Raw genomic sequence first — 21,430 nt, 5'->3', positions numbered from 1 at the left:
TTGCATTTATTGTGCTATTGGGCTCATGTAATAACTCACAGAAATCCGCTTCCGCGCAACAAGATACTGTAACGCGCGCCAGATTGAACAAACCTGAGGAAATTCAACAGATCTCAGAAGTTATAACTCGTTTCGCTCGTGCTTATCTAAGCCAAGACAATGAAAAAGTAAATGCGCTGATCCATCCACAACATGGGCTTGCCGTTATCTACCGCCCAGGTGTCATGGACGATTTTATACTTGTCGATAGCTTTGATTTTAAATCTCCGGTTCCTGAATCATATCCTTATGTCACATTTGAAAACGATAAGATGTTAACCTTTGAACCTCTTCCAGAATTTTTATGTGATACTGATAAATGGACAAAATATGGCTTCTCAAGTGATACAACCGCAACTAGTGTTACGCATTTGCTGGATACCATTATGAAATATCAAGGTGAATATAATGAGGTAAAATATGATGACACCGTTAAAACCAAGGCTTCTGTACTGGAGGATGGTAGTTATCGTGTGATTTTAAACCCTTCTGACGAACACTTTTTAATTTTTCATGTTAAACAATTTGATGGAGCATGGTATGTCACCCTACTGGACCGTTCCTATGGAAACTGTGACGCCTAATAATTACAATTTATACACTGACTTAAATCAAACCACATGGGTACTTTAGATAAAGAAACACAAGCAAGAATTAATCAATGGCTTTCTGCTGAATATGACAAAGATACGGTCGCTAAAGTTCAGTCATTAGTTGACAACAATGAGGAAACCGAATTACTTGATTCATTTTATAAGGAATTAGAATTCGGAACTGGTGGATTACGTGGGATCATGGGAGTAGGATCTAACCGAATGAATAAATATACAATCGGAAAAGCGACCCAAGGTCTTGCTAATTACCTCATCAAACAATTCCCAAATCAGGAAATCAAGGTTGCTGTTTCCTATGATAGCAGAAATAATTCCCAATCATTTGGTCATTTGGTTGCCGATGTTTTTTCGGCTAACGGATTTCAGGTCTACCTATTCAAAGAATTAAGACCTACTCCAATGCTTTCATTTGCAGTACGTTATTTCAATTGCCAAGGTGGAGTTATGCTGACAGCTTCGCATAATCCCAAAGAATACAACGGCTATAAAGCTTACTGGAATGATGGCGGACAATTAGTTGCTCCTCACGACGAAAATGTAATCACAGAAGTCAATGCCATTACTTCTGTAAATGATATCAAATTTGATAGAGTTGAAAAGAATATTCACTTGGTAGATGAGGATTTTGATCAGATTTATATCGATGCAAATTTAAAATTAAGCATTCATCCGGAAGCGGTAAAAGCTCAGAATGACCTAAAAATCGTTTATTCCCCGATTCATGGAACAGGGATTACCATAGTTCCAAAAATGCTGGAAGCATGGGGTTTCAAGAATATTCAGGTTGTTGAAGAGCAAGCTAAACCCGACGGAAACTTCCCTACGGTGGTTTACCCTAATCCGGAAGAAGAAGAAGCTATGTCTAAAGCTATGCAGAAAGGTCAGGAAATCGATGCTGACGTAGTCATGGCAACAGATCCGGATGCTGACCGTGTGGGTGTCGCAATCAAATTGCCTTCAGGTGAATTTCAATTAATAAATGGCAACCAGATTGGTAGTTTATTAACTTATTATGTGCTATCTAGCAAAAAAGATTTAGGACAATTAAAGCCAAACCAATATATCGTAAAAACAATCGTAACATCCAACCTATTCTCCGATATCGCAAAATCATATGGAGTGAAGAGCTATGAGACATTGACTGGCTTTAAATTTATCGGCGAGGTGATGACTAAATTAGTGGGCAAGGAAACTTACCTGGTTGGAGGTGAAGAGAGTTACGGTTTCCTAGTAGGAGATTTAGTAAGAGATAAAGATGCGGTTAATTCATGTGCCTTTATTGCTGAAATGACGGCTTACTTTAAAAACCAAGGAAAATCCTTGTATGATGTGTTGTTGAAGCTGTACCTTGACTATGGTTATTATAAAGAAAAATTGATTTCCTTAACCAAAAAAGGCAAAGCCGGTGCGGATGAAATTAAACAAATGATGGCCGACCTTCGTGCAAACCTTCCAAAAACATTAGGTACAATTGAAGTAGTTGAGGTTAGAGACTATGAAAGTAGCGAAGCTACCGATATGGCATCAGGAAAGAAATCCAAAATTGACCTGCCAAAATCGGATGTATTACAATTTATTACGAAAGACGGTGATGTAATTTCTGCTAGACCCTCGGGAACTGAGCCAAAAATTAAGTTTTATTGCTCTGTTCGTGAAAATTTGGAATTTACTTCTGAATTTGGACAGATCTCAAACCGCCTTGACGATAAGGTTAGGGAAATGATGAACGATATAGTGAAAGATTAATGAATAAATGGAAAATATTAGATTCTAAATATATTATTCAACGTCCTTGGGCAACTCTACGTGTAGATAAACTAGAGATGCCCAATGGCAATATAAAAGATGAATATTATGTTTTAGAATACCCCACCTGGGTAAATATGGTGGCATTAACGGAAGACAATCAGGTGATTTTTGTTCGACAATACCGTCATGGTGCCGGGCAGATTATGGTTGAATTACCCGCTGGAGTTGTTGAAGAAAATGAAGAACCCGAAATCGCAGCTAGACGCGAACTATTGGAAGAGACTGGCTATGCATTTGATGATATAACCTATGTATGTGAGCTTTATGCAAACCCTGCTACATCGGGAAATATAACCTATACCTATTTGCTTACTGGAGGCAAAAAAGTTCAGGAACAAGAATTAGATCCTTCTGAAGATATTGAAGTTGTTTTAATGGATTTAGAAGAGGCCAAGAATTTTCTTTTTGAGAATAAAATCGGGCAGGCATTACATACTTCTGCCCTATTCTACACCTTTAAAAAGTTAGGCGTGCTTTAGTCTCGCCTAACTTTATTCTTTATATCCCCAACTTTACACAATAATTAACGCCGTTTTCGTACCTTTGCCGCATGGCAAGAGAAATTTACGAAACCAAGCGGAAAGCGCTTAAAATTAACCTTAACCCTGATATTTACGGAACATTCGCAGAAATTGGAGCAGGACAGGAAGTTGCTCGAAATTTCTTTGAAGCCGGGGCCGCATCGGGGACTATTGCAAAGACCATGTCTGCCTATGACATGGCATTCAGCGACGCCATTTATGGCGTTGAAGAATCTGGCCGATACGTGAGCAGAACTAGGCTCACCAAAATGTTGGACCATGAGTATAGTCTTTTAACCGAACGCCTGCAAGGGGAAAAATATTGCAGTAAAAAATTCTTTGCTTTTGCCGATACTGTAACTACTTTAAACTTTACCAAAACCAATGAACCTCACGGATGGATCGGTATAAGATTCCAACATGAAGTCGATGGTCCTACTAATGATATCATCATCCACGTCCGTTTATTGGACAGCGATAACAGGCTGCAAACAAAAGTTTTGGGAATATTAGGTGTTAACCTTGTATTTGCAGCTTACTATTATTCTGACAACCCTCAGACCATGATTGAATCTTTAGTAGACAACCTCTCTGTAGGTTCTGTTGAAATTGATTTAGTTAAGGTTTCTGGTCCTTTATTCGAAAAGGCAAATGAAAGATTACTGAATCTATACCTTATCGCAAAAGGATTCTCCAAAGCAGCAATCTTCAAACCAGATGGAAAGGCTGCACAAATTAAAGAATACCTGTATAAGAAGAATATCATTATTCTTCGTACAAAATACCGTCAAAAGTCAAACCCTAACTTTGACCTCTTTAATCTTGCCGTTGAAGAGTTCCTAAAAAACACAAAGGCTGTACCGGAAGATACGGTTGTACTCATTGAGGTATTAATGGGAAATGTGCTTGATGAGAATATTAACATCTCCGATGAAGATTTAATCTATTTTGCAGAAAGAGCCGAATACTTATGTTCCACAGGAAACAACATCTTGGTTTCTAACTTTAGAAGGAATAATCACCTTGCAGAATTTGTGCAGACATTCAAACCTAAACATGTCGGTATTGCAACAAACACAGCGAACTTGAAAAATATTTTTAATACGGATAATTATAATAAGGAAAACTATACCAACGAATTGCTTAGCTATATTTCCGGAATGTTCAGCAAAAATGTGAAGCTTTACGCTTACCCATATCTAGATAAGAAATCAGATACCATCATTACAACGAAAAACCTTCCTGTTTCTGAAGAAGCCAAACCTTTATTCGACTTCTTAATTAACAATCGATATATCGTAGACATTGAAAACTACGATGAGAAGTTTGTAAAAACGGTCTAAGAATAAAAAAAGGGGCAAAAATAATTTTGTCCCTTTTAAATGTTATAAAAACTTCTTAAAAATCGAATATAATATCTTGAGATCATGTTCGGTCAATAAAGCGCTATTTACATCCATCTGCGTATAATGTTGCTTAAAGCCCTTGATTGCAGCATCTAAATTCTTTACATCATATCCGATAATTCTCAACGCGATCTTAGGATCAAAACCAACAGGTGGATCTTCTAACACCTCATCATACCAATAACCAAATCCCTTATCCGCCAAAATTTTCCAAGGAAACCTTGAGGGGTCATTCTTGCGAGTTGGTGCATAATCCATATGACCAATAAAATTCGCCTGCGGAATCTTATAGGTTTCTTTTAAATAAGACAATAACTGCACTAATGCATTGATCTGAACCTCAGGCCATGGATCACTGATCCCATTATTGTCAAGTTCAATGCCTATGGAAGAAGAGTTTAAGTCTGTATCGTTTCCCCATCGACCTAAACCGGCATGATGAGCCCTATATAGGTCATTTACCATTTGAACGACCTTACCATCCCTGCCTATAACATAATGTGAGCTTACCCCAACCTTTTCATTATGGAATGTCTTTACCGTTTGATCAAGATCTTTCTGAGCTGTATGGTGAATCATCACATAGTTTGGCTTACGAACTCCAAAATTAGTCGAAGCGATCCACTCCTTATCCTTATAATTTATCTTTTCTAACTGCCCTTTTACAGGTGCTTCTTTATAAACTTCAGAAAAGTCCTTTGCTTTTTTCTTATAGATCTTTTCGGTTGTGGCATATTTACCTCCAGCACAAGAACCCATTAATGCTACAATCGAAAAGTAGATTGCATATTTCTTTATCATCATATCCTTTTTGCGTTTGTCAAACCATTATAAAGCATCCACTACAAACTCTGGACGTTCCATCCCTGGTTCCAATTCGATAATCTGAAGATTACGGAACTCCATCTTCGCACCTTCCGCTTCTAGACAAAGATAACCTTTTCGCTTTGACGCTAATCGAATACTGTTTACGAATTTACCGTTTACGGCAAGCTTAACAGTTCCATCTATACATACCACAGTGTATTTGTTCCACTCCCCAACTCCCAAACATCGGTTCTCCAATGATTTGCTCCTTTCTCCTCTTGGATTATCTGGCGATGCCGTCATCCCGCCGGCCCCAAATAATTCCCCATGTACATAGGCAATAGGCTGCTGCTTTCCATCCACCGCATGTATATTCACCCATTCTAATTCAAGCATTTGAACCTCCATACCCATCGGAAGCCTTGAGTTTGGATCTGCCTTCGCATCGCACCATACAAAAACACCTGAATTGCCCCCCTTCTCCAAATGCCTCCACTCAACATGCATAATGAAATTTTCATACATCTTTTCTGATCGAACAACTCCAATAGGATTTCCACTGTTCTGCAATAAATTGCCTTTGGCCTTCCATGTCGAATCAGAGGTATTGACATCAAACCATTGAATGGGTTTACCTTTAGCTGTCTTGCCCAATATGGACTCGTCAAAACTCTTCTCAACCCCAAACTGAAACAACTTCTTCTGTGCTTCAGCAAATTGAGTACCTAAAACAAGGGTATAAAATATAATAAGATAAAAAGAATAGGTTTTCATGATCGCTAATCTATTAATTGAAAACCTAAAATAAGAAAAACTTACCTTAAAAACTCATTTCCATAAGGACCGCCCGATGATCTGTTGGCCATTCTGAAATCACTAAATCCGAAGTCTCGGAACTCTCACCAACTATTTTTGCTGATTTGGTCTTAACCTTGGAATTAGCAAAGATCAAATCTATCCGATCATAAACCTCGTTTTCTATAGATCCTCCAGGTATCGATGTCCACGTATAGGCTGGACGCTTGTTTACATCCTTATATATCTTTCTGTAGGCATCATAAAACCCATTTTCAACCAACAGTGAAGTACTAGGCCATTTTACAGAAAAAGGAAGTCTTGGATCATTTCTATCCTTCATGTATTTCGCTGTCCAATCAAAATAACTGGGTTCATTAAAGTCTCCTAAAATAACACAGGGATAGTTTTCAAACCCTTTCAATTCATCTACAACAGAATGGATCTGCTTACCTCTTGATTTTTGTGCCGAAGCAATGGCAGAAGCTTCATCTGATAACTTCTTTTCAGCAATATCATAGGGTTCATATGGATATGCCGGTAAATGCACATCTCCCACCAACAATGTTTTACCAGCAATATCAACTTTTAAAATCTGAGATTTATCATCCTTTAACCTACTTAATGGATATTTACTGATTACAGCACGGCTCCTGTCAATGATTATACAGTTCCAACCCAAGCTATCCGCCAATAATTGGGCCCTTGAATGTTCGCCAAATTTGAAGCTTGTTTGCTCCTGAAAAGCAACAATCTCCGCACCCGATTTTCGGATAACCAACAACTGGTTCCTTACGCTCTTCTCTTTATCAAACCCTGAACCGTCTCCACCGACCCAAATATTGAAAGATAAAATCTTGAAACTCGTCTTTGCATACCCAACATGGATGTTACCTATTAAAATCAAGGTCATTAAAACTAACCTTGGAATAAATCTGATCGTTCTTTTCATAATTATTACTATTGATTAATAAATAAAAATGTCGTCAATACCGCAGCGTGATCCGATGGATAGCGGACAGGATGAGTATCGATAACCTTAGAATCTAGAGTCTTTAAACCCTTTCCTTTAAAAAATATATAATCGATTCGATCTTGATGGGTATGTGGATTGATGGGAGTCCAAGTGATTCCTCTGAATCTTTTTGGATCTTTATACACTTCCCTAAAAGTATCCTTAAAACCCAAACTTTCCATGTACTTGCTGGTAGGAAAAGGCATCACATAACCCGAGTTTTTATCTTTTACAGACTCGACCCAGTCCAAATGTGATCCCGAATTAAAATCACCTCCCAAGATAATCGGAACGCGATTGCTCGCAGCAATTTCAGGAGAAAGGCTCTGAATTATACCCTCCATGGTCCTTCGATTACCTTCCTGTTTTTCCATCCATTCTTTGAGATTCATTTGACGGCCATTATCAATTTCTGACCAATAATCAACTGGGTAATTTAACCACACCGAAGATACAACAACAAGTTGCTTCCCAATTTCTATCAATGCATTCCCGTTATTAAATGCCGTAGAACTCTTTAATGTCTCCTTGATTGGATATCGGCTCATGATAGAAATGTTGCTACTCCTTAAATAAAAGTAATAGCCTAACTCATCCGCAATTCTCGCTCCTGAACCGTAGGTTTCCTGCATCGTGATAATATCTGCCGCGGATGCTTTGATTATCTCCGCAATCCTTTTATATCCTATACCTTTTCCGGTTTCATTTCCACCATGCCAAATGTTATAGGTCATTACCCTTAAGCTGTCAACCGTTTTGGATAAAGTAAGATCTCGTTCTGAAGGAAAGTATGTATTGTAAATCTCCCTAATCTGATCGCTGCTTAAATCGGTATTATAAAGGCTTATATCATCAATATATCCATTAAAAACTTCCCATTCTCCTAAATCTCCTTGCTTTTCCCCACCAATCGTTAAGCCTATGGTTTCTACTTCGGATACTGGCTCCATTCCTTCCAATGAATAGATGGCTACCTGCTTACCGTTATAGTAGAGTGCAACCTCCTGCTTTTGGGAATCATAGCTCATACTAATCAGCGTCCAACCTTCTGTAATCAATTGCCTTGTAGGACCCGGTTTATAATCAAGGCTCTTTTTCGCCTTGATTAGCTCCCATGCCCAAGTATGGTTAGCCTGCTTATTGAACTTCCAATTCAACATAGTTGAATCGGCATATTTTATTTCCAAGTCAAGAAGATTATAAGATTCGAAGTCTTTCTCTCCCTTGACCCACATTGAAATAGTAAAAGACTTCTTCCATTTTGTTTGATCGATCACATAACTCAGGCGCTGACGATATTCTGCACTTTGAGTCAGGTTCAATCCATTGCCCCGAACTCCAGAAATTGCCTGGGCTTGCGATAGGGAATTAAATTCTTCTTTGAAAATAATCTCCTGACCAAATAGTGAAGAATGAATCGCCCAAGTAAATAAAACAAAAATGAAAAAAGTCCTTACCATCAATTATTTTTTTGCTACCACCCAGCCATAATCTATATAATCCCATCCAAAATCATCTCCATCAATATTGACCTGCAGATAACCTTCCTCTGTTCCATGAAAGGAACCGCCCCACCATCCGGCACAAATCGCTCCCGCAGTGATATATTGAACTCCTTTTACCTTTATCTCCTCATATAGATGCTGATGCCCTTGCAATACCAGTTTTAAGTTATGCTTATCAAACAGGCTCCTAACATCTTTTTGATTGATGAATGTATCTGCATCGGTATAATATCCTTCCAAAACAGGGTAATATAATGATAGAAATGGCACATGGGAAGACACGATGATAGGCTGATCTGCTGGAGTCTTTTCCAATTCAGAAATTAGCCAATTCTTCTGTACATCCGAAATGCAATACTTTCCATTACAAATCTCTGTACTGTTCAACGTAATAAATTTCCAGCCCTTATGCTCAAAACTATAATATGTTTTACCAAAGAAACTACTGAATAGTCCTGATCCATGCTCCCCTTCTGAAAACCAATAGCGATCGTGATTTCCAATTGTGTAAAACCATTTTAAACCCGAATTTGTGACAATATCTTTATAGCGTTGAAACAAACTTTTAGCAAGCTCCAAATTCTCTGCCTTCATCGCATCAACATCAACATTGTCACCGCCAGTTAAAACAAAATCAACTTTGCTTTTCTTCGCTACTCCAATTGCTTGTTCTAACCCCTTAAAGGATTGATTTGCTTCATCCTTATTCAAATGTAAATCAGTAAAATAAGCAAATGAAAACTTCTTCTGTGCTAATACGCTCGAAACCGAAAAAAGGAATACAATTAAATAAATTAGTCTTTTCATAAATAGTGTTATTTCCAACCAAATGGCTGTTTCAAATTAGGGTTTAAAATCATTTGTGTTTCTGGTATAGGCCTGTAATAATACATAGGTTCTATAAAAGTACGTTTTCTTACGTCAGTTACCATGCTTCCTCCAGCAGTTCCATTACTTAGATAAACACCGGCGGTGCTATCAAACTTTCCAATTGTATAATACACTAACGCCACACCCAAAGAATTCTTCTCCCGATCCGATGGAATAGTCTGGCCTTCTGGAATTAGTTTAATGTCGGGAATTCCATCGCCCGTAAGGTCATAATTGCCAACTGATGGAAAATACATCCCTTCAGGAATTTTCTCTAACAGTTTTCCTGCATTCCAGCGCATTAAATCATTCAAACGAGAATTCTCAAAGGCTAATTCAACTCGACGTTCACGACGAATCTCTAATATCACCCCAGCATTCGTCCCGGTAACTTTGGGGAAGTCCATTTTCAGCTTTGGATCTGGATTTCCATTCGCCTCCGCAAGCATTAAATCAGGTAAATCAACTCGCTTCCTCAGCAGATTAATGGATGAATTCAAATCCACTTGTGTCAAGGTCCCTAATTCAGCCTTTGCCTCTGCAAACATCAGAAGAACTTCAGCATAACGATGTACCGGAAAATCAATGCTGTTGTAGACGTTTTGATCCGTACTGTTCACATAGCCCTTACGTTGATGATAGCCTGTGAAATTCTTATTTAAGCGCTGAACATACGTAGTCGAACCAGGCTCTCTTTTCCATTCTGGATAAATATACGTTTGGTTCAATCTAGGATCCCTGTTTTTAAACTCTTCAACAAAACCAAACTTTGAATAGTTAGGTAAATCCGTGAACCTCTTCCCGTCTTTCATTAAGTATGTCTGAACCAAATCCCTTGAAGGAGATTGCTCATAATCCCCAAAAACTACGCCGTTAACATTCTGGGTGACATTCTTCCCTTGGTCAAAAGCATTGACTAAAATCACCTCTTTATTGTTGGTTAGATCTAAGGACTCAAATAATGTGGCATAATCTTGATCCGGTTTTCCTGAACTGAAGATCACATATTTACCCGACTTCATAATCTCCTCACTTGCCGTCACTGCCACCTGAAGAAACTCATTCGCCGTATTCTTTAAATTAAGTTCATCATGGTATTTCCGATAGGTTCCTTCATGTAAGGCAATCTTTGCCTGCATAAAATATACAGCCCATTTCCCCGGAGTGCCCGTTGGAACATTTTCCCGAACGTGCTTTACCGCAAAATCTAGATCCTCCATCACCTTTTTCATGACCTCTGTCCTAGGTGCAGCAGGATCTTTCAAGGCTTCATCTGTGGGATTTAATGTTTTATCGTACCATGGAACATCCGAATAGCGGTTAACCATATTAGAATAAAATATGGCCCTATAATATCTTGCCAAACCTACATAATGGTTTTTGATATCATCGCTGACTGCAGCCTTCTGATAGTTCTCCAAGAAGTAATTGATATCTCTCAAACGGCTCCAAGACCATCCTCCTGTAATCGTTTGTGACGATGGACTACCGGTCATCATACTCTTAATCTCTACTGCCGCTGTTGTAGCCGCATTGTCTGTAGACTGATCATTTAAATAGGTGTTCCGATTTGGAAGGCTTAACATTCCGTTCATATAAAGGGCTAAGTCCTCCTCAGTGTTAAAGAATACTTCTGGAGTAATCTGTGTCTGTGGAAAACGATCCAGAAAATCCTTCTTACATGCTGTCGAAAAGCATAGTATCGTGGCTACTGGAATTATATATATAGACTTAAATCGTTTCATAACATATTGTTTTTAGGTCGTTCATTAAAAATCAAGATTAATACCTGCAGCAAACTTCCGCTGGAATGGGTATGCCCAAGCACTATTATCCGCATTATTATTAATAGCTTCCGGATCTACGTATTTCTTCACCTCCGAGAATTCAAATATATTTTCTCCCGTTACGAAAAATCTTACCCGGCCAAGTTTCCATCTTTCCAGAACATGTGCTGGCAATGAATATCCCAATGTGATATTTTTAATCCTTAAATAAGCTCCATTTAACAGGTACTGCGTATTTGGGATAGCCAAACCTTTCCCATCGTTTACATCTGCTAACCATGACTGTAAGACAGGATAGGCTGCATCATGATTCGCGTCCGCCAATCCGGCGTCCAAATAGGCTTGTGAATGCTTAGCCCGCTGTTCTGGAGTGTCTGAATTCTCACGATAGAAATCTAAATGCCATGGATAAATATTCGCATATGGCTGTTGATATGGGCCCCAAAATAAATAATGCCTTGGATAAAAATCTCGCCTTAATACTCCCTGTAAGAAAACAGATGCATCAAACCCATTCCAATCCATATTCACGTTAAAACCAATTCTTAATCGATCATCCGAATTACCAATGATCTTACGATCCTTCATTTCCTTCTCCGTCAACCCCAACTCTATCTTTCCATTGCCGTCCAAATCCTTGAATTTTGGCCAACCATTGATGATACTCAACGCTCCCCATGGTACGATGGCCGTTTCATCCAAGGCATCAATCTCTGCCTGGCTCTTAAACAAACCATCTCCCTCTAAACCGTAAATCGTACCAAACTCATATCCTTCAAAGTAATTGGACAATAATCTTTGATCGTTCTGAAACTTCGTAATTCTTGCCCTGGAATCAGATAAAACTACTTTTGCATCAAATCGGAAAGGCTTGTCAGCAATATTAAACTGGTCTTTATAATTGACGCTTAACTCCCAGCCTTTCGTCTTTAAATCTGCTGAGTTCTGTCTTGGAACTCCTGTTCCTAATACGCCTGGCAGTTCTTGCCCTTGGGTCAACATACCGGATGTTTCGCGCACATAATAATCGAAACTCGTAAAAAACTTGTCATTGAATAATCCGATGTCTGTACCAAAGTTGATGGTAGATACATTTTCCCATGTATAGGTGTTTGGATCTATGGTTAATGGAGGTGCTCCGGTGACAACCTGCTGTTGAGCCCCATTGATGAGGTATGGTGATAAACCAGTACCCATCGTTTGGATATAAGAAAAGTCGCCTACGCTCTGGTTCCCTAAACTACCGTAGGAAGCCCTTAATTTAAGATTTGAAAATGTTGGCTTTACTTGCTCAAAGAACTTCTCATTACTTACAATCCACGCTCCTGATACCGATGGAAAAAATCCCCAACGACTATCTTTTGGAAATCTCGACGATCCATCATAACGGCCTGTTGCTTCAAAAATGTATTTGTCGTCAAAGGTATAATTCAATCGACCAAACGCACTTTGAGTGGCATATGAACTATAGGCAGCATTCACCCTCGGATCACCATATGTAAGTGCCAAATATGGTAATGTAGAGGATATTAATTTATCCCTATAAGCTGTCGTCGTGGCATAAGTGTACTCTTCTTGATTTACCCCCAAAGTACCTCCTAATGCATGCTTCCCAATTTTCTTGTTATAATTGGCATATAGATTGAAAACATCATTATAGATTTCGCCCCTACGATCCTGAACATATCCATTTCCACCTTCCTCTCGCACATCATTCGGACCAAAACCAATCTTAAATTTTTTAGCATAATCTGGATATCTCCAATATTCTCGCTTAAAACTTGCATCTCCTGTAACCGTTAAATCCCCATTTAAAAAGGTCCCAACCGCATTGAATATATTTTGAAACCCAAACATATTCTCATTCAATTTTCCTCCGTCTACCAGGCGAGCAGCTAACCGACCTGCATCATTATTCCCCCAGGTCCCATCTGGGTTCTTCGCCACATCTGTAGGTCGCAAATAATAAATATCTGTTAGGTTTGAATTTGGCCTGTCCCTATTAGTCTGATAGATATTCATATTATTATCCACCTTCAACCATGACATCGGCGCAAATGAAAACCTTCCTCGAATACCTTTTCTCTGCCAATAATCAGATGCCAGCTTATTTAAACCATTCTCCTTCGTGTAGTCCGCAGACAGGTAATAATTTAAGGGTCTATTATTAATCTGTGCACCACCTGAAAATGTCAAGGAATGTACATGTGAAAAAGAAGATTTATGCAGAAAGTAGTCGTTCCAGTTGTTTCCGCCCATATATGCCCACAAAGTCGGGTCATCAGGATTTTCCCTGACATCTGGTAGGGATGGATTTTCTGAACGTTCCTTCGCCCATTGATAATGCGCATCGCTATAGTTCACATAATCCCATGGTGTATTATCTGTGGAAATCTCAAGGAGTCTTGAGAAAATATAAGGGTCAGTCACTGGATCCGGCATCTCTGTTGGTCTTCCCCATGATGAAGTTACATTATAGGATACGACTTGACGCCCCTGTTGACCTGTCTTTGTTGTGATTAAGATAACTCCGTAGGTTGCGCGAGCACCATAAATCGCCGCAGATGCCGCATCCCGCAATACCGTATAGGTTGCTATATCACTTGGACTTAATCGGATCATATCCCAATTGTCTGATACTGGAATACCGTCAATAACAATCAGCGGGCTTCCCCCATTAATAGAGGTTGTACCTCGAATATTGATGTTTGGAATGCCTCCAGGACTTCCGTTACCATAGGTAATGTTCAACCCAGGACTCACTCCTTGTAGACCTTGCATGATATTTGTTACAGGCCGAGACTCTAATTGCTTTCCTGATATTTGATCCACTGCACCCGTTAGATTAATCTTTTTCCTTGTACCAAATCCAACTACTACAACTTCATCTAAGTTGCTGGCATCAGTCTCCATTTTTATATTCAATACATCTCCAGGTTTAGAAATAGCTTCCTGTGTTTTGTACCCGAGGTACCTAAATACTAACATCGTGTTATTGCTAATTCCTTCAATTTTGAACTGTCCGTCGTTATTGCTGGATGTCGCCTTATTGGTCCCCTTAACAATTACACTCACTCCAGTAAGTGGTTTCCCATCTACATCTGACACTGTTCCGGTGACCGAAGTCTCCTGTGCCATCAATGAAATTGGAATAATCCATACCAGTAGTACGAACAAGGTTCTAATCAACATGCTGCATGTTGAATGATTTAGATTATGGTTAGTTATCATTTATAAATTAATTGAACATTCATTCAAACTTCAAAAGTAATTTCCCGATGTTAATTCAATATTATCTTAAAATAAAGATGTGTTTAAGTTTAGTTTGCTAAGAATTGTACGCTTTAAATTGGTTAGAGGATTTCCCCGTTATTTCCTCTAAATTAGAGGAATAAAAAAATTAATCAAAGATTTTTTTTCAAAAATTAAAAATATCTATTGATATTAGGCTTTATTTATATTAATTGAACAACCATTCAATATAAAACAATGTAACATGGGTAGAAATAGTTTAAAGGACGAAAGGCAAAAAGAGATTATTCATCAATATTATCTGGTCGCAAAAAAAGAAGGTTTAGAAAATACTTCTATTGCTAAGATTGCTTCTGAAATGAATATCAACCCTAGTCTAATTATTCACTATTTCAAAAATAAGGAGGAACTGAATTATGCCCTGATTGATTACATTCTTGAAAAATATCTTGTCATATACAAAAGACAGAAAATTGCAGAGGAAGACCTTAAAGGTTACCTTATACAATTAATTGATAAGTTGTTCTCTAAAAAATGGAACGCCCTATTCAATGATAGTATTTTCTATAGCTGTTATGCAATGGGTTTTAGAGATAAGAAGATTAAGGCAAAATTTAAGAAACTGCAAGATTCCTTACGCTTCCACCTTGCCGAAGTTTTGGATAGGTGCAAAGAAGCGGGAATAATAAATATTGACTCTTCTGAAGAAATGGCAGATTTAATTTATGTCCTTGTTGATGGGGCTTATTATTATTTAAGCCTTGTTTCTGAGAAAGAAGAATATGAAGAAAAGCTTAAAATTCATCGGCAATATGCCTTTAGAGCATTAAAGATCTAAGTATTCCTAGGCAACACCTTTCCTCCGACTTTCTCTTCTACTAAAATAAGGTTTCAAGAGTCCATATAATGCTATGATTACCCAAATGGAATTCGAGGTTATATTCGGCATATCACGGAAGTAAAGTGCACTGGTGACCAGACCCAATCCTCCAATGACATTTATTGCCTGGTAAATCCATGAATCAAAACGAACAGTTCTAGTATTCAGCAATAAAAATCCAATTGTACAAAAGGTTACTCCAATCCAACCAATAATGGATACAAGGTTTTCTACGTTCATAATATTTGGCAGTAAGTATTATAAACTAATATAGCCTTTACTCAGCAATTTAGAGTAAAGGCTATATTAAGTTTTTTATTTTAGAGCGATTAAATCTCTGCGTAAGCTTCCATTGGAGGACAAGAACAGATTAAGGTTCTATCCCCTTGTGAATCGTTAACTCGACCAACAGATGGCCAAAATTTGTTGATGCGCAAATATTCAATCGGATATGCAGCAGTTTGACGTGAATATGGTCTATCCCATTCGTCTCCTGTAACAACTCTCGCCGTATGTGGAGCATGCTTCAATACATTGTCTTTCTGATCTGCTTCTCCGTTCTCAACCGCAGCGATCTCGGAACGAATGCCGATCAACGCATCACAGAATCTATCCAATTCGGCTTTCGACTCAGATTCTGTAGGCTCTACCATGAGTGTACCTGCAACTGGGAAAGAAACTGTTGGAGCATGGAAGCCATAATCCATTAATCGCTTAGCAATATCTGCAACCTCAATTCCAGCATTTTTAAATCCACGGCAATCTAAGATCATCTCGTGTGCACAACGTCCATTTGAACCCGCGTACAATACCGGATAGTGTTGTTCCAATCTAGCCTTGATATAATTCGCATTTAAAATCGCTGTTTTAGTAGCATTTGTTAATCCCTCTCCACCCATCATAGCGATGTATGCATGGGAAATTACCAAGATAGAAGCTGATCCAAACGGTGCTGCAGAAACTGCCGAGATCCCTTCCTCGCCTGAAATCTCAATGATTTCATGGTTAGGTAAGAATGGAACTAAGTGCTTAGCTACTCCAATTGGACCCATTCCTGGACCTCCTCCACCATGTGGAATACAGAATGTCTTATGTAAATTCAGGTGACATACGTCAGCACCAATATAGCCCGGACTCGTTAATCCTACTTGAGCATTCATATTAGCACCATCCATATAAACCTGACCTCCATGTTCATGGATGATATTACAGATCTCTACAATTGGCTCTTCAAAGACACCGTGTGTAGATGGATAGGTAACCATCAAGGAATTTAAGTTTGCAGAATGCTCTGTAGCTTTTGCCTTTAAGTCCTCAACGTCAATATTTCCACGGTCATCACATTTAACTACCACAACTTTCAACCCTGCCATTGAAGCAGATGCCGGGTTAGTTCCATGTGCTGAAGCAGGAATTAAACAAATATTTCGCTCAAAATCTCCACGGCTATAGTGATATGCGCGAATAACCATTAATCCCGCATATTCTCCTTGAGCTCCTGAATTGGGCTGGAAGGACATCTTAGCAAAACCTGTGATTTCACATAACCAATCATTAAGCTCATTAATCAATTGCATATAACCAGTAGTTTGGTCTACGGGTGCAAATGGATGCAAACCTCCAAAACGTGCCCAGGTAACTGGAACCATCTCAGTCGTTGCATTTAATTTCATCGTACATGAACCCAATGGAATCATAGAATGACATAAAGAAAGATCTTTTGCCTCTAATGATTTGATATAACGCAACATTTCGCTTTCAGAATGATAACTGTTGAAAACTGGATGCGTTAAGTATTCCGACGATCTTTCTAAGTGCTCAGGAATGGAAGTACCTATCTCCTTAACGAAAACATCTAAATCAACATCATTTGTTGACTTTCCTTTAATCTTAGCAAATACCTTTACGATAGTCTCAATATCAGCAAACGTCGTTGTCTCATCAATTGAGATTCCTACAACACCGTCTTGATAGTAGAAGTTCAATTCGTTGTTTAAGGCTTCGCTCTTCAATCCTACCAATTCTTCACCAACGTCGAAACGCAATGTGTCAAAGTAAGATTCATTCAATTGTTTATAGCCTAATGCTTGTATAGCTTTGTCAGCCAATTTAGTCAAATCATTGATTCGTTGAGCAATGTTCTTAATTCCTTTAGGTCCATGATAAACCGCATAGAATGAAGCCATAATTGCCAATAAAGCCTGTGCTGTACAAATGTTCGAAGATGCTTTGTCTCTACGAATGTGTTGCTCACGGGTCTGAAGTGCCATACGCAATGCATATTCACCATTCGAGTCAGAGGTTACCCCAATAATTCTTCCGGGGATATTACGTTTATAGCTATCTTTTGTAGCAAAGAAAGCAGCATGTGGTCCACCAAATCCCATCGGTACTCCGAAACGTTGTGAGTTTCCTACAACAACATCCGCTCCCCATTCTCCCGGAGGAGTCAATAATGCCAAAGACATTAAATCAGTCGCTACGCAAACTGTAATATCTTTATCATGTGCATATGCCGTAAATTCTTTATAATCATTTACCGTACCATCTGCAGCAGGATATTGAAGGAAGGTAGCAAATACATCATCCGTCAAATTCTCAACGGTAATATCAGCTACGCGAATCTCAACAGCAAATGGAACTGCTCTTGTCTGAAGTACATCTAATGTTTGCGGATACACATTTGGAGTTACCAAAAACACATTCGCATCTTTATTCTTACGCGTACTGTACAACATAAACATTCCTTCTGCTGCTGCGGTAGCTTCATCCAATAAGGATGCATTGGCAATTTCCAATCCTGTTAGGTCTGAAACCATAGTTTGGAAGTTTAACAATGCCTGTAATCGACCTTGTGCAATCTCAGCTTGATATGGAGTGTATTGTGTATACCATCCTGGATTCTCAAAAACGTTACGCTGAATAACAGCAGGTAGGATTACATCATTGTATCCCTGTCCGATATAGGATTTGAAAACCTTATTCTTTTCCGCTATTTGAGCGATTTTTTCCAAATAAGCAACTTCGCTTAGAGCTGGAGGAAGTTTTAATGCTTGCTTCTTACGGATTTGCGCAGGAACCGTTTGATCTATTAATTCATCAACGGAACCTACTGAAAGCACATTTAACATTTCCTCTACCTGAGCAGGGCTTGGACCATTATGACGATCCTCAAATTTTTCTTGGTAAAATACGTTACTCATTTTAAGTATTGATTCTAACTTTTGAGACTGATTAACTATCTGTTATCCAAATTATTCATTCATATTTCCTGTTTGAAAATTTAGATGTGCAAAGATACGGATTTTAAGGGTAATTTTTATGTACCCCGCACTCGCAAACACTTTTATTATCACATCAATCGATTGCATATTTTTTTAAATAACATATAATATTTCCCCTAATAAATTATCAATGTTTTAGTCAATCCAACCTTTTGTTTTAAATGAAGAAATTAATATCGTTTTCTTCACCCTTTAATTCATAATCAATATGACTTAACTATTAAAAAAAAGGCAAATATTCGCCAAAAACATTCAATTATCCGCATAAAAAGCCACTACTTCAATGCTTTAATCTTATTATTAAAGCTCTTAAAATTAAATATTTACAATAATTTTTATACTCTTATTTAAAATGAGAATCTTTACTAATTTAGGCTTGAATCAATTTATAAATTTATGCTTAAGTTAAACGTGAGGAATGAAACTGGGCGACTTTCTGCTGTGATTTTAGGTATTGCGAATAGCAATGGTCCAACCCCAACAGCTGAAGAGGCTTATGACCCAAAATCCCTCGAACATATACTTGCCGGTACTTATCCTGTCGAATCTGACATGGTCTATGAACTCTCCCATTTTAAAGATGTCCTAAATCGATACGGTGTCGAGGTATATAGACCCGATACCATTGAAAACCTAAACCAAATATTTACTAGAGATATTGGCTTTGTGATCGATGATTTCTTCATCAAATCTAATATTCTGCCGGAACGGGCATCCGAATGGGAAGCAATCCTCTATATTTTAGACCAGATCGACCCCAGTAAAATTATTACCGCCCCAGAAAATGTCCACATGGAGGGGGGAGATGTAATCCTCTGGAAGGATTATATCTTCGTCGGAACCTATACTGACAGTGATTATTCTCAAATCAATACCGCAAGAACAAATACCGCTGGTGTCAATTTCTTAAAAAACACCTTCCCAAATAAAACCGTCATAAGTTTTGACTTGATAAAATCAATGAAAAATCCACGGGAAAATGCGCTTCATTTAGATTGTTGTTTTCAACCTGTAGCTGAAAACAAAGCAATCATATACACGGGTGGATTTCGTAATCCTGAGGAACTTCAATTCCTATTGGACCTTTTCCCCGACAATAATCTGTTTAAAATTACTGCAGATGAAATGTACGAAATGTTCTCAAACGTATTCTCTATAGCCCCGAACGTCGTGGTCAGTGAACAGAAATTCACCAGATTAAATAACTGGTTAAGGGAACAGAATATAATCGTTGAAGAGATCCCTTATCACGAAATCGGAAAACAAGAAGGTCTACTCCGTTGTTCTACTTTACCTTTAATACGTAAATAATCATGCAAACTACCAATACAATTCTCATGGTCAGGCCTTTTTTCTTCCGCAGGAATGAAGAAACAGCTGTCAATAACTTCTTTCAAGCTGAAAATGAAAGAACAGATAGATTATCAGACCTTGCTGTTGCTGAGTTTGATAACTTCGTAAAGATCCTAAAAGCTGCTGCTATAAAAGTATTTGTCGTTCAAGATCCCGGAAAACTGGATACTCCGGATAGTATTTTCCCAAACAATGTCATTTCTTTTCATACCAATAAGGCTATCCTATACCCTATGTTTGCCCTAAATAGGAGAAACGAAAGGCTCTTGAATTACTTGGGGAAATTGGACCAATCCGGTATTCATTTTGAAACTATTCAGGACTATACCGCCTACGAAAACGCGAATAAATTCCTGGAAGGAACTGGTTCTATAGTCCTAGACCGAGTACATAAAATTGCCTACTGCTCCTTATCGGAAAGAGCAAATGAGGAACTTTTCCATATCTTCTGTAAAGATCAAGGCTTGAAGCCGGTGGTATTCCATGCAACCCAAACAGTGAATGGAACTTTCTTTCCTATCTACCATACCAATGTTATGATGGCAGTAGGAACTAATTTTAGTGTCATCTGCCTTGATTCTATCAGGAATGCCGAAGAAAGAAATCTAGTAAGATCCACTTTACAATCTACAGGGAAGGAAATTATTGAAATTTCAGAGGAACAGATGAATCACTTTGCTGGTAATATTTTAGAGGTCAAAAACGTGGAAGGCGACCCGATTATCTGTATGAGCTCGCAAGCATTTGATTCATTCTCAGACGATCAGATAGAATTATTGGAGGTACATGCTAAGTTATTGCACGCTCCTTTGTTTAGCATCGAAAAATATGGTGGTGGAAGTGCAAGGTGTATGATAGCTGAGGTTTTCCATTAGAAAACATCACATTATTAGAAACTATCTTTCGCTATTTCGCGACGAACTCGACTTAAGCTTTCTGGTGTAATGCCAAGATATGAAGCTATCATCCACTGAGGAACACGCAACAATAAATTTGGATACAACTCGATGAACTCCAGGTATCGCTCCTTTGCCGTCATCGCCAACAAAGAATTAATCCTACGTTGTAGATAGTAAATGCTTCTTTGAAGTGATTTTTCCGTAAACCTCGAAAACTCAAACCTTAACTTCGCTGCTTCTGAAAAAAATTGGGGATGCAAAAAAACTACCTTACTGGGCTCGATAGCCTTAATATAATAGAGCGATGGCTCGTCGAAATACATACTTGAACGATCGGCCATTAACCAGTTTTCTGGAGCAAATTGTAAAATATGTTCAACCCCCTTCTCATCCAATGACAAAAACTGCAACAGTCCCTCATCTACAAATAAAAAATGTTTGCATACCTCTCCTGCTCTCAATATATATTGATTATGGGCAAGATCCCTAAATTCAATATAAGGTAGCAATTGCTCAAAATCATTGTCATCCAATAAAGCCTTCTCCGTATAGTATTTATAGAAATTACTTTCCAACAGTTCCGTCTTGTCCATT

Annotated in this window: 17 protein-coding genes; 7 read left to right on the top strand and 10 right to left on the bottom strand. The window is 38.4% G+C overall.

The window, feature by feature from the left end; translation table 11 throughout:
- The first annotated feature begins 83 nt into the window (after positions 1-83).
- The 4 genes from E0Y80_RS10300 to E0Y80_RS10285 all read left to right on the top strand — a co-directional run bounded on the left by E0Y80_RS10300 (position 84) and on the right by E0Y80_RS10285 (position 4,326).
- Complete coding sequence (locus E0Y80_RS10300) at positions 84-623, top strand: hypothetical protein (protein WP_156307582.1); 540 nt, start codon at positions 84-86, stop codon at positions 621-623.
- A gap of 36 nt (positions 624-659) precedes the next feature.
- The gene (locus E0Y80_RS10295; protein ID WP_156307581.1) at positions 660-2,399 is read left to right on the top strand and encodes a phospho-sugar mutase; all 1,740 of its coding nucleotides are present in this window, start codon (positions 660-662) and stop codon (positions 2,397-2,399) included.
- Positions 2,399-2,941, top strand: coding sequence for an NUDIX hydrolase (locus tag E0Y80_RS10290; protein ID WP_156307580.1), 543 nt, complete (start codon positions 2,399-2,401; stop codon positions 2,939-2,941). The genes E0Y80_RS10295 and E0Y80_RS10290 overlap by 1 nt, the downstream gene beginning before the upstream one ends.
- Before the next feature lie 71 nt (positions 2,942-3,012).
- The gene (locus E0Y80_RS10285) at positions 3,013-4,326 is read left to right on the top strand and encodes a nicotinamide mononucleotide adenylyltransferase (protein ID WP_156307579.1); all 1,314 of its coding nucleotides are present in this window, start codon (positions 3,013-3,015) and stop codon (positions 4,324-4,326) included.
- 42 nt (positions 4,327-4,368) lie between these two features.
- Here E0Y80_RS10285 and E0Y80_RS10280 read toward each other — a convergent pair whose 3' ends face one another.
- The 7 genes from E0Y80_RS10280 to E0Y80_RS10250 are packed head-to-tail and all read right to left on the bottom strand — an operon-like array spanning position 4,369 to position 14,399.
- Entirely contained in the window at positions 4,369-5,193 is an 825-nt protein-coding gene (locus E0Y80_RS10280) for an N-acetylmuramoyl-L-alanine amidase (protein WP_156307578.1), read from the bottom strand.
- Between the two features lie 24 nt (positions 5,194-5,217).
- On the bottom strand, positions 5,218-5,970 hold the full coding sequence (locus E0Y80_RS10275) for a 3-keto-disaccharide hydrolase (protein ID WP_156307577.1): 753 nt from the start codon (positions 5,968-5,970) through the stop codon (positions 5,218-5,220).
- Positions 5,971-6,016: 46 nt separating this feature from the next.
- Positions 6,017-6,943: an endonuclease/exonuclease/phosphatase family protein gene (locus E0Y80_RS10270; protein ID WP_156307576.1), complete on the bottom strand. Its 927-nt coding sequence runs from the start codon at positions 6,941-6,943 to the stop codon at positions 6,017-6,019.
- Between the two features lie 8 nt (positions 6,944-6,951).
- Positions 6,952-8,466, bottom strand: coding sequence for an endonuclease/exonuclease/phosphatase family protein (locus E0Y80_RS10265; protein ID WP_156307575.1), 1,515 nt, complete (start codon positions 8,464-8,466; stop codon positions 6,952-6,954).
- A gap of 3 nt (positions 8,467-8,469) precedes the next feature.
- A complete protein-coding gene (locus E0Y80_RS10260) occupies positions 8,470-9,318 on the bottom strand; it encodes a metallophosphoesterase family protein (RefSeq protein ID WP_156307574.1) in 849 nt (282 codons plus the stop codon).
- Between the two features lie 8 nt (positions 9,319-9,326).
- Entirely contained in the window at positions 9,327-11,126 is a 1,800-nt protein-coding gene (locus E0Y80_RS10255) for a RagB/SusD family nutrient uptake outer membrane protein (protein WP_156307573.1), read from the bottom strand.
- 24 nt (positions 11,127-11,150) lie between these two features.
- Positions 11,151-14,399, bottom strand: a complete 3,249-nt coding sequence (locus tag E0Y80_RS10250; RefSeq protein ID WP_231596010.1) for a SusC/RagA family TonB-linked outer membrane protein — start codon at positions 14,397-14,399, stop codon at positions 11,151-11,153.
- 265 nt (positions 14,400-14,664) lie between these two features.
- Between E0Y80_RS10250 and E0Y80_RS10245 the strand changes: the two genes are divergently transcribed.
- The gene (locus E0Y80_RS10245) at positions 14,665-15,258 is read left to right on the top strand and encodes a TetR family transcriptional regulator (RefSeq protein WP_156307572.1); all 594 of its coding nucleotides are present in this window, start codon (positions 14,665-14,667) and stop codon (positions 15,256-15,258) included.
- Between the two features lie 6 nt (positions 15,259-15,264).
- Here the strand turns inward: E0Y80_RS10245 and E0Y80_RS10240 are convergent, their stop codons facing one another.
- Both E0Y80_RS10240 and gcvP read right to left on the bottom strand, forming a co-directional pair.
- The gene (locus E0Y80_RS10240) at positions 15,265-15,540 is read right to left on the bottom strand and encodes a CBU_0592 family membrane protein (protein WP_156307571.1); all 276 of its coding nucleotides are present in this window, start codon (positions 15,538-15,540) and stop codon (positions 15,265-15,267) included.
- A gap of 89 nt (positions 15,541-15,629) precedes the next feature.
- Positions 15,630-18,503 (bottom strand): aminomethyl-transferring glycine dehydrogenase, encoded by a 2,874-nt coding sequence (gene gcvP, locus E0Y80_RS10235; protein ID WP_156307570.1) that lies wholly within the window; start codon positions 18,501-18,503, stop codon positions 15,630-15,632.
- Positions 18,504-18,980: 477 nt separating this feature from the next.
- On the opposite strand from gcvP, the gene E0Y80_RS10230 reads away from it, so the two are divergent.
- Entirely contained in the window at positions 18,981-19,895 is a 915-nt protein-coding gene (locus E0Y80_RS10230) for a dimethylarginine dimethylaminohydrolase family protein (protein WP_156307569.1), read from the top strand.
- Positions 19,896-19,897: 2 nt separating this feature from the next.
- Positions 19,898-20,812, top strand: a complete 915-nt coding sequence (ctlX, locus tag E0Y80_RS10225) for a citrulline utilization hydrolase CtlX (protein ID WP_156307568.1) — start codon at positions 19,898-19,900, stop codon at positions 20,810-20,812.
- Between the two features lie 14 nt (positions 20,813-20,826).
- On the opposite strand, the gene E0Y80_RS10220 is transcribed toward ctlX, so the two are convergent.
- Positions 20,827-21,429, bottom strand: a complete 603-nt coding sequence (locus E0Y80_RS10220; RefSeq protein ID WP_156307567.1) for a Crp/Fnr family transcriptional regulator — start codon at positions 21,427-21,429, stop codon at positions 20,827-20,829.
- Between the last annotated feature and the right edge of the window lies 1 nt (position 21,430).

Origin of the sequence: Sphingobacterium endophyticum, assembly GCF_009733535.1 — a bacterium.
Lineage (GTDB): Bacteria > Bacteroidota > Bacteroidia > Sphingobacteriales > Sphingobacteriaceae > Sphingobacterium > Sphingobacterium endophyticum.
The sequence above is the reverse complement of the archived record's forward strand: the minus strand, read 5'-3'. Positions and strand labels throughout refer to the sequence as shown.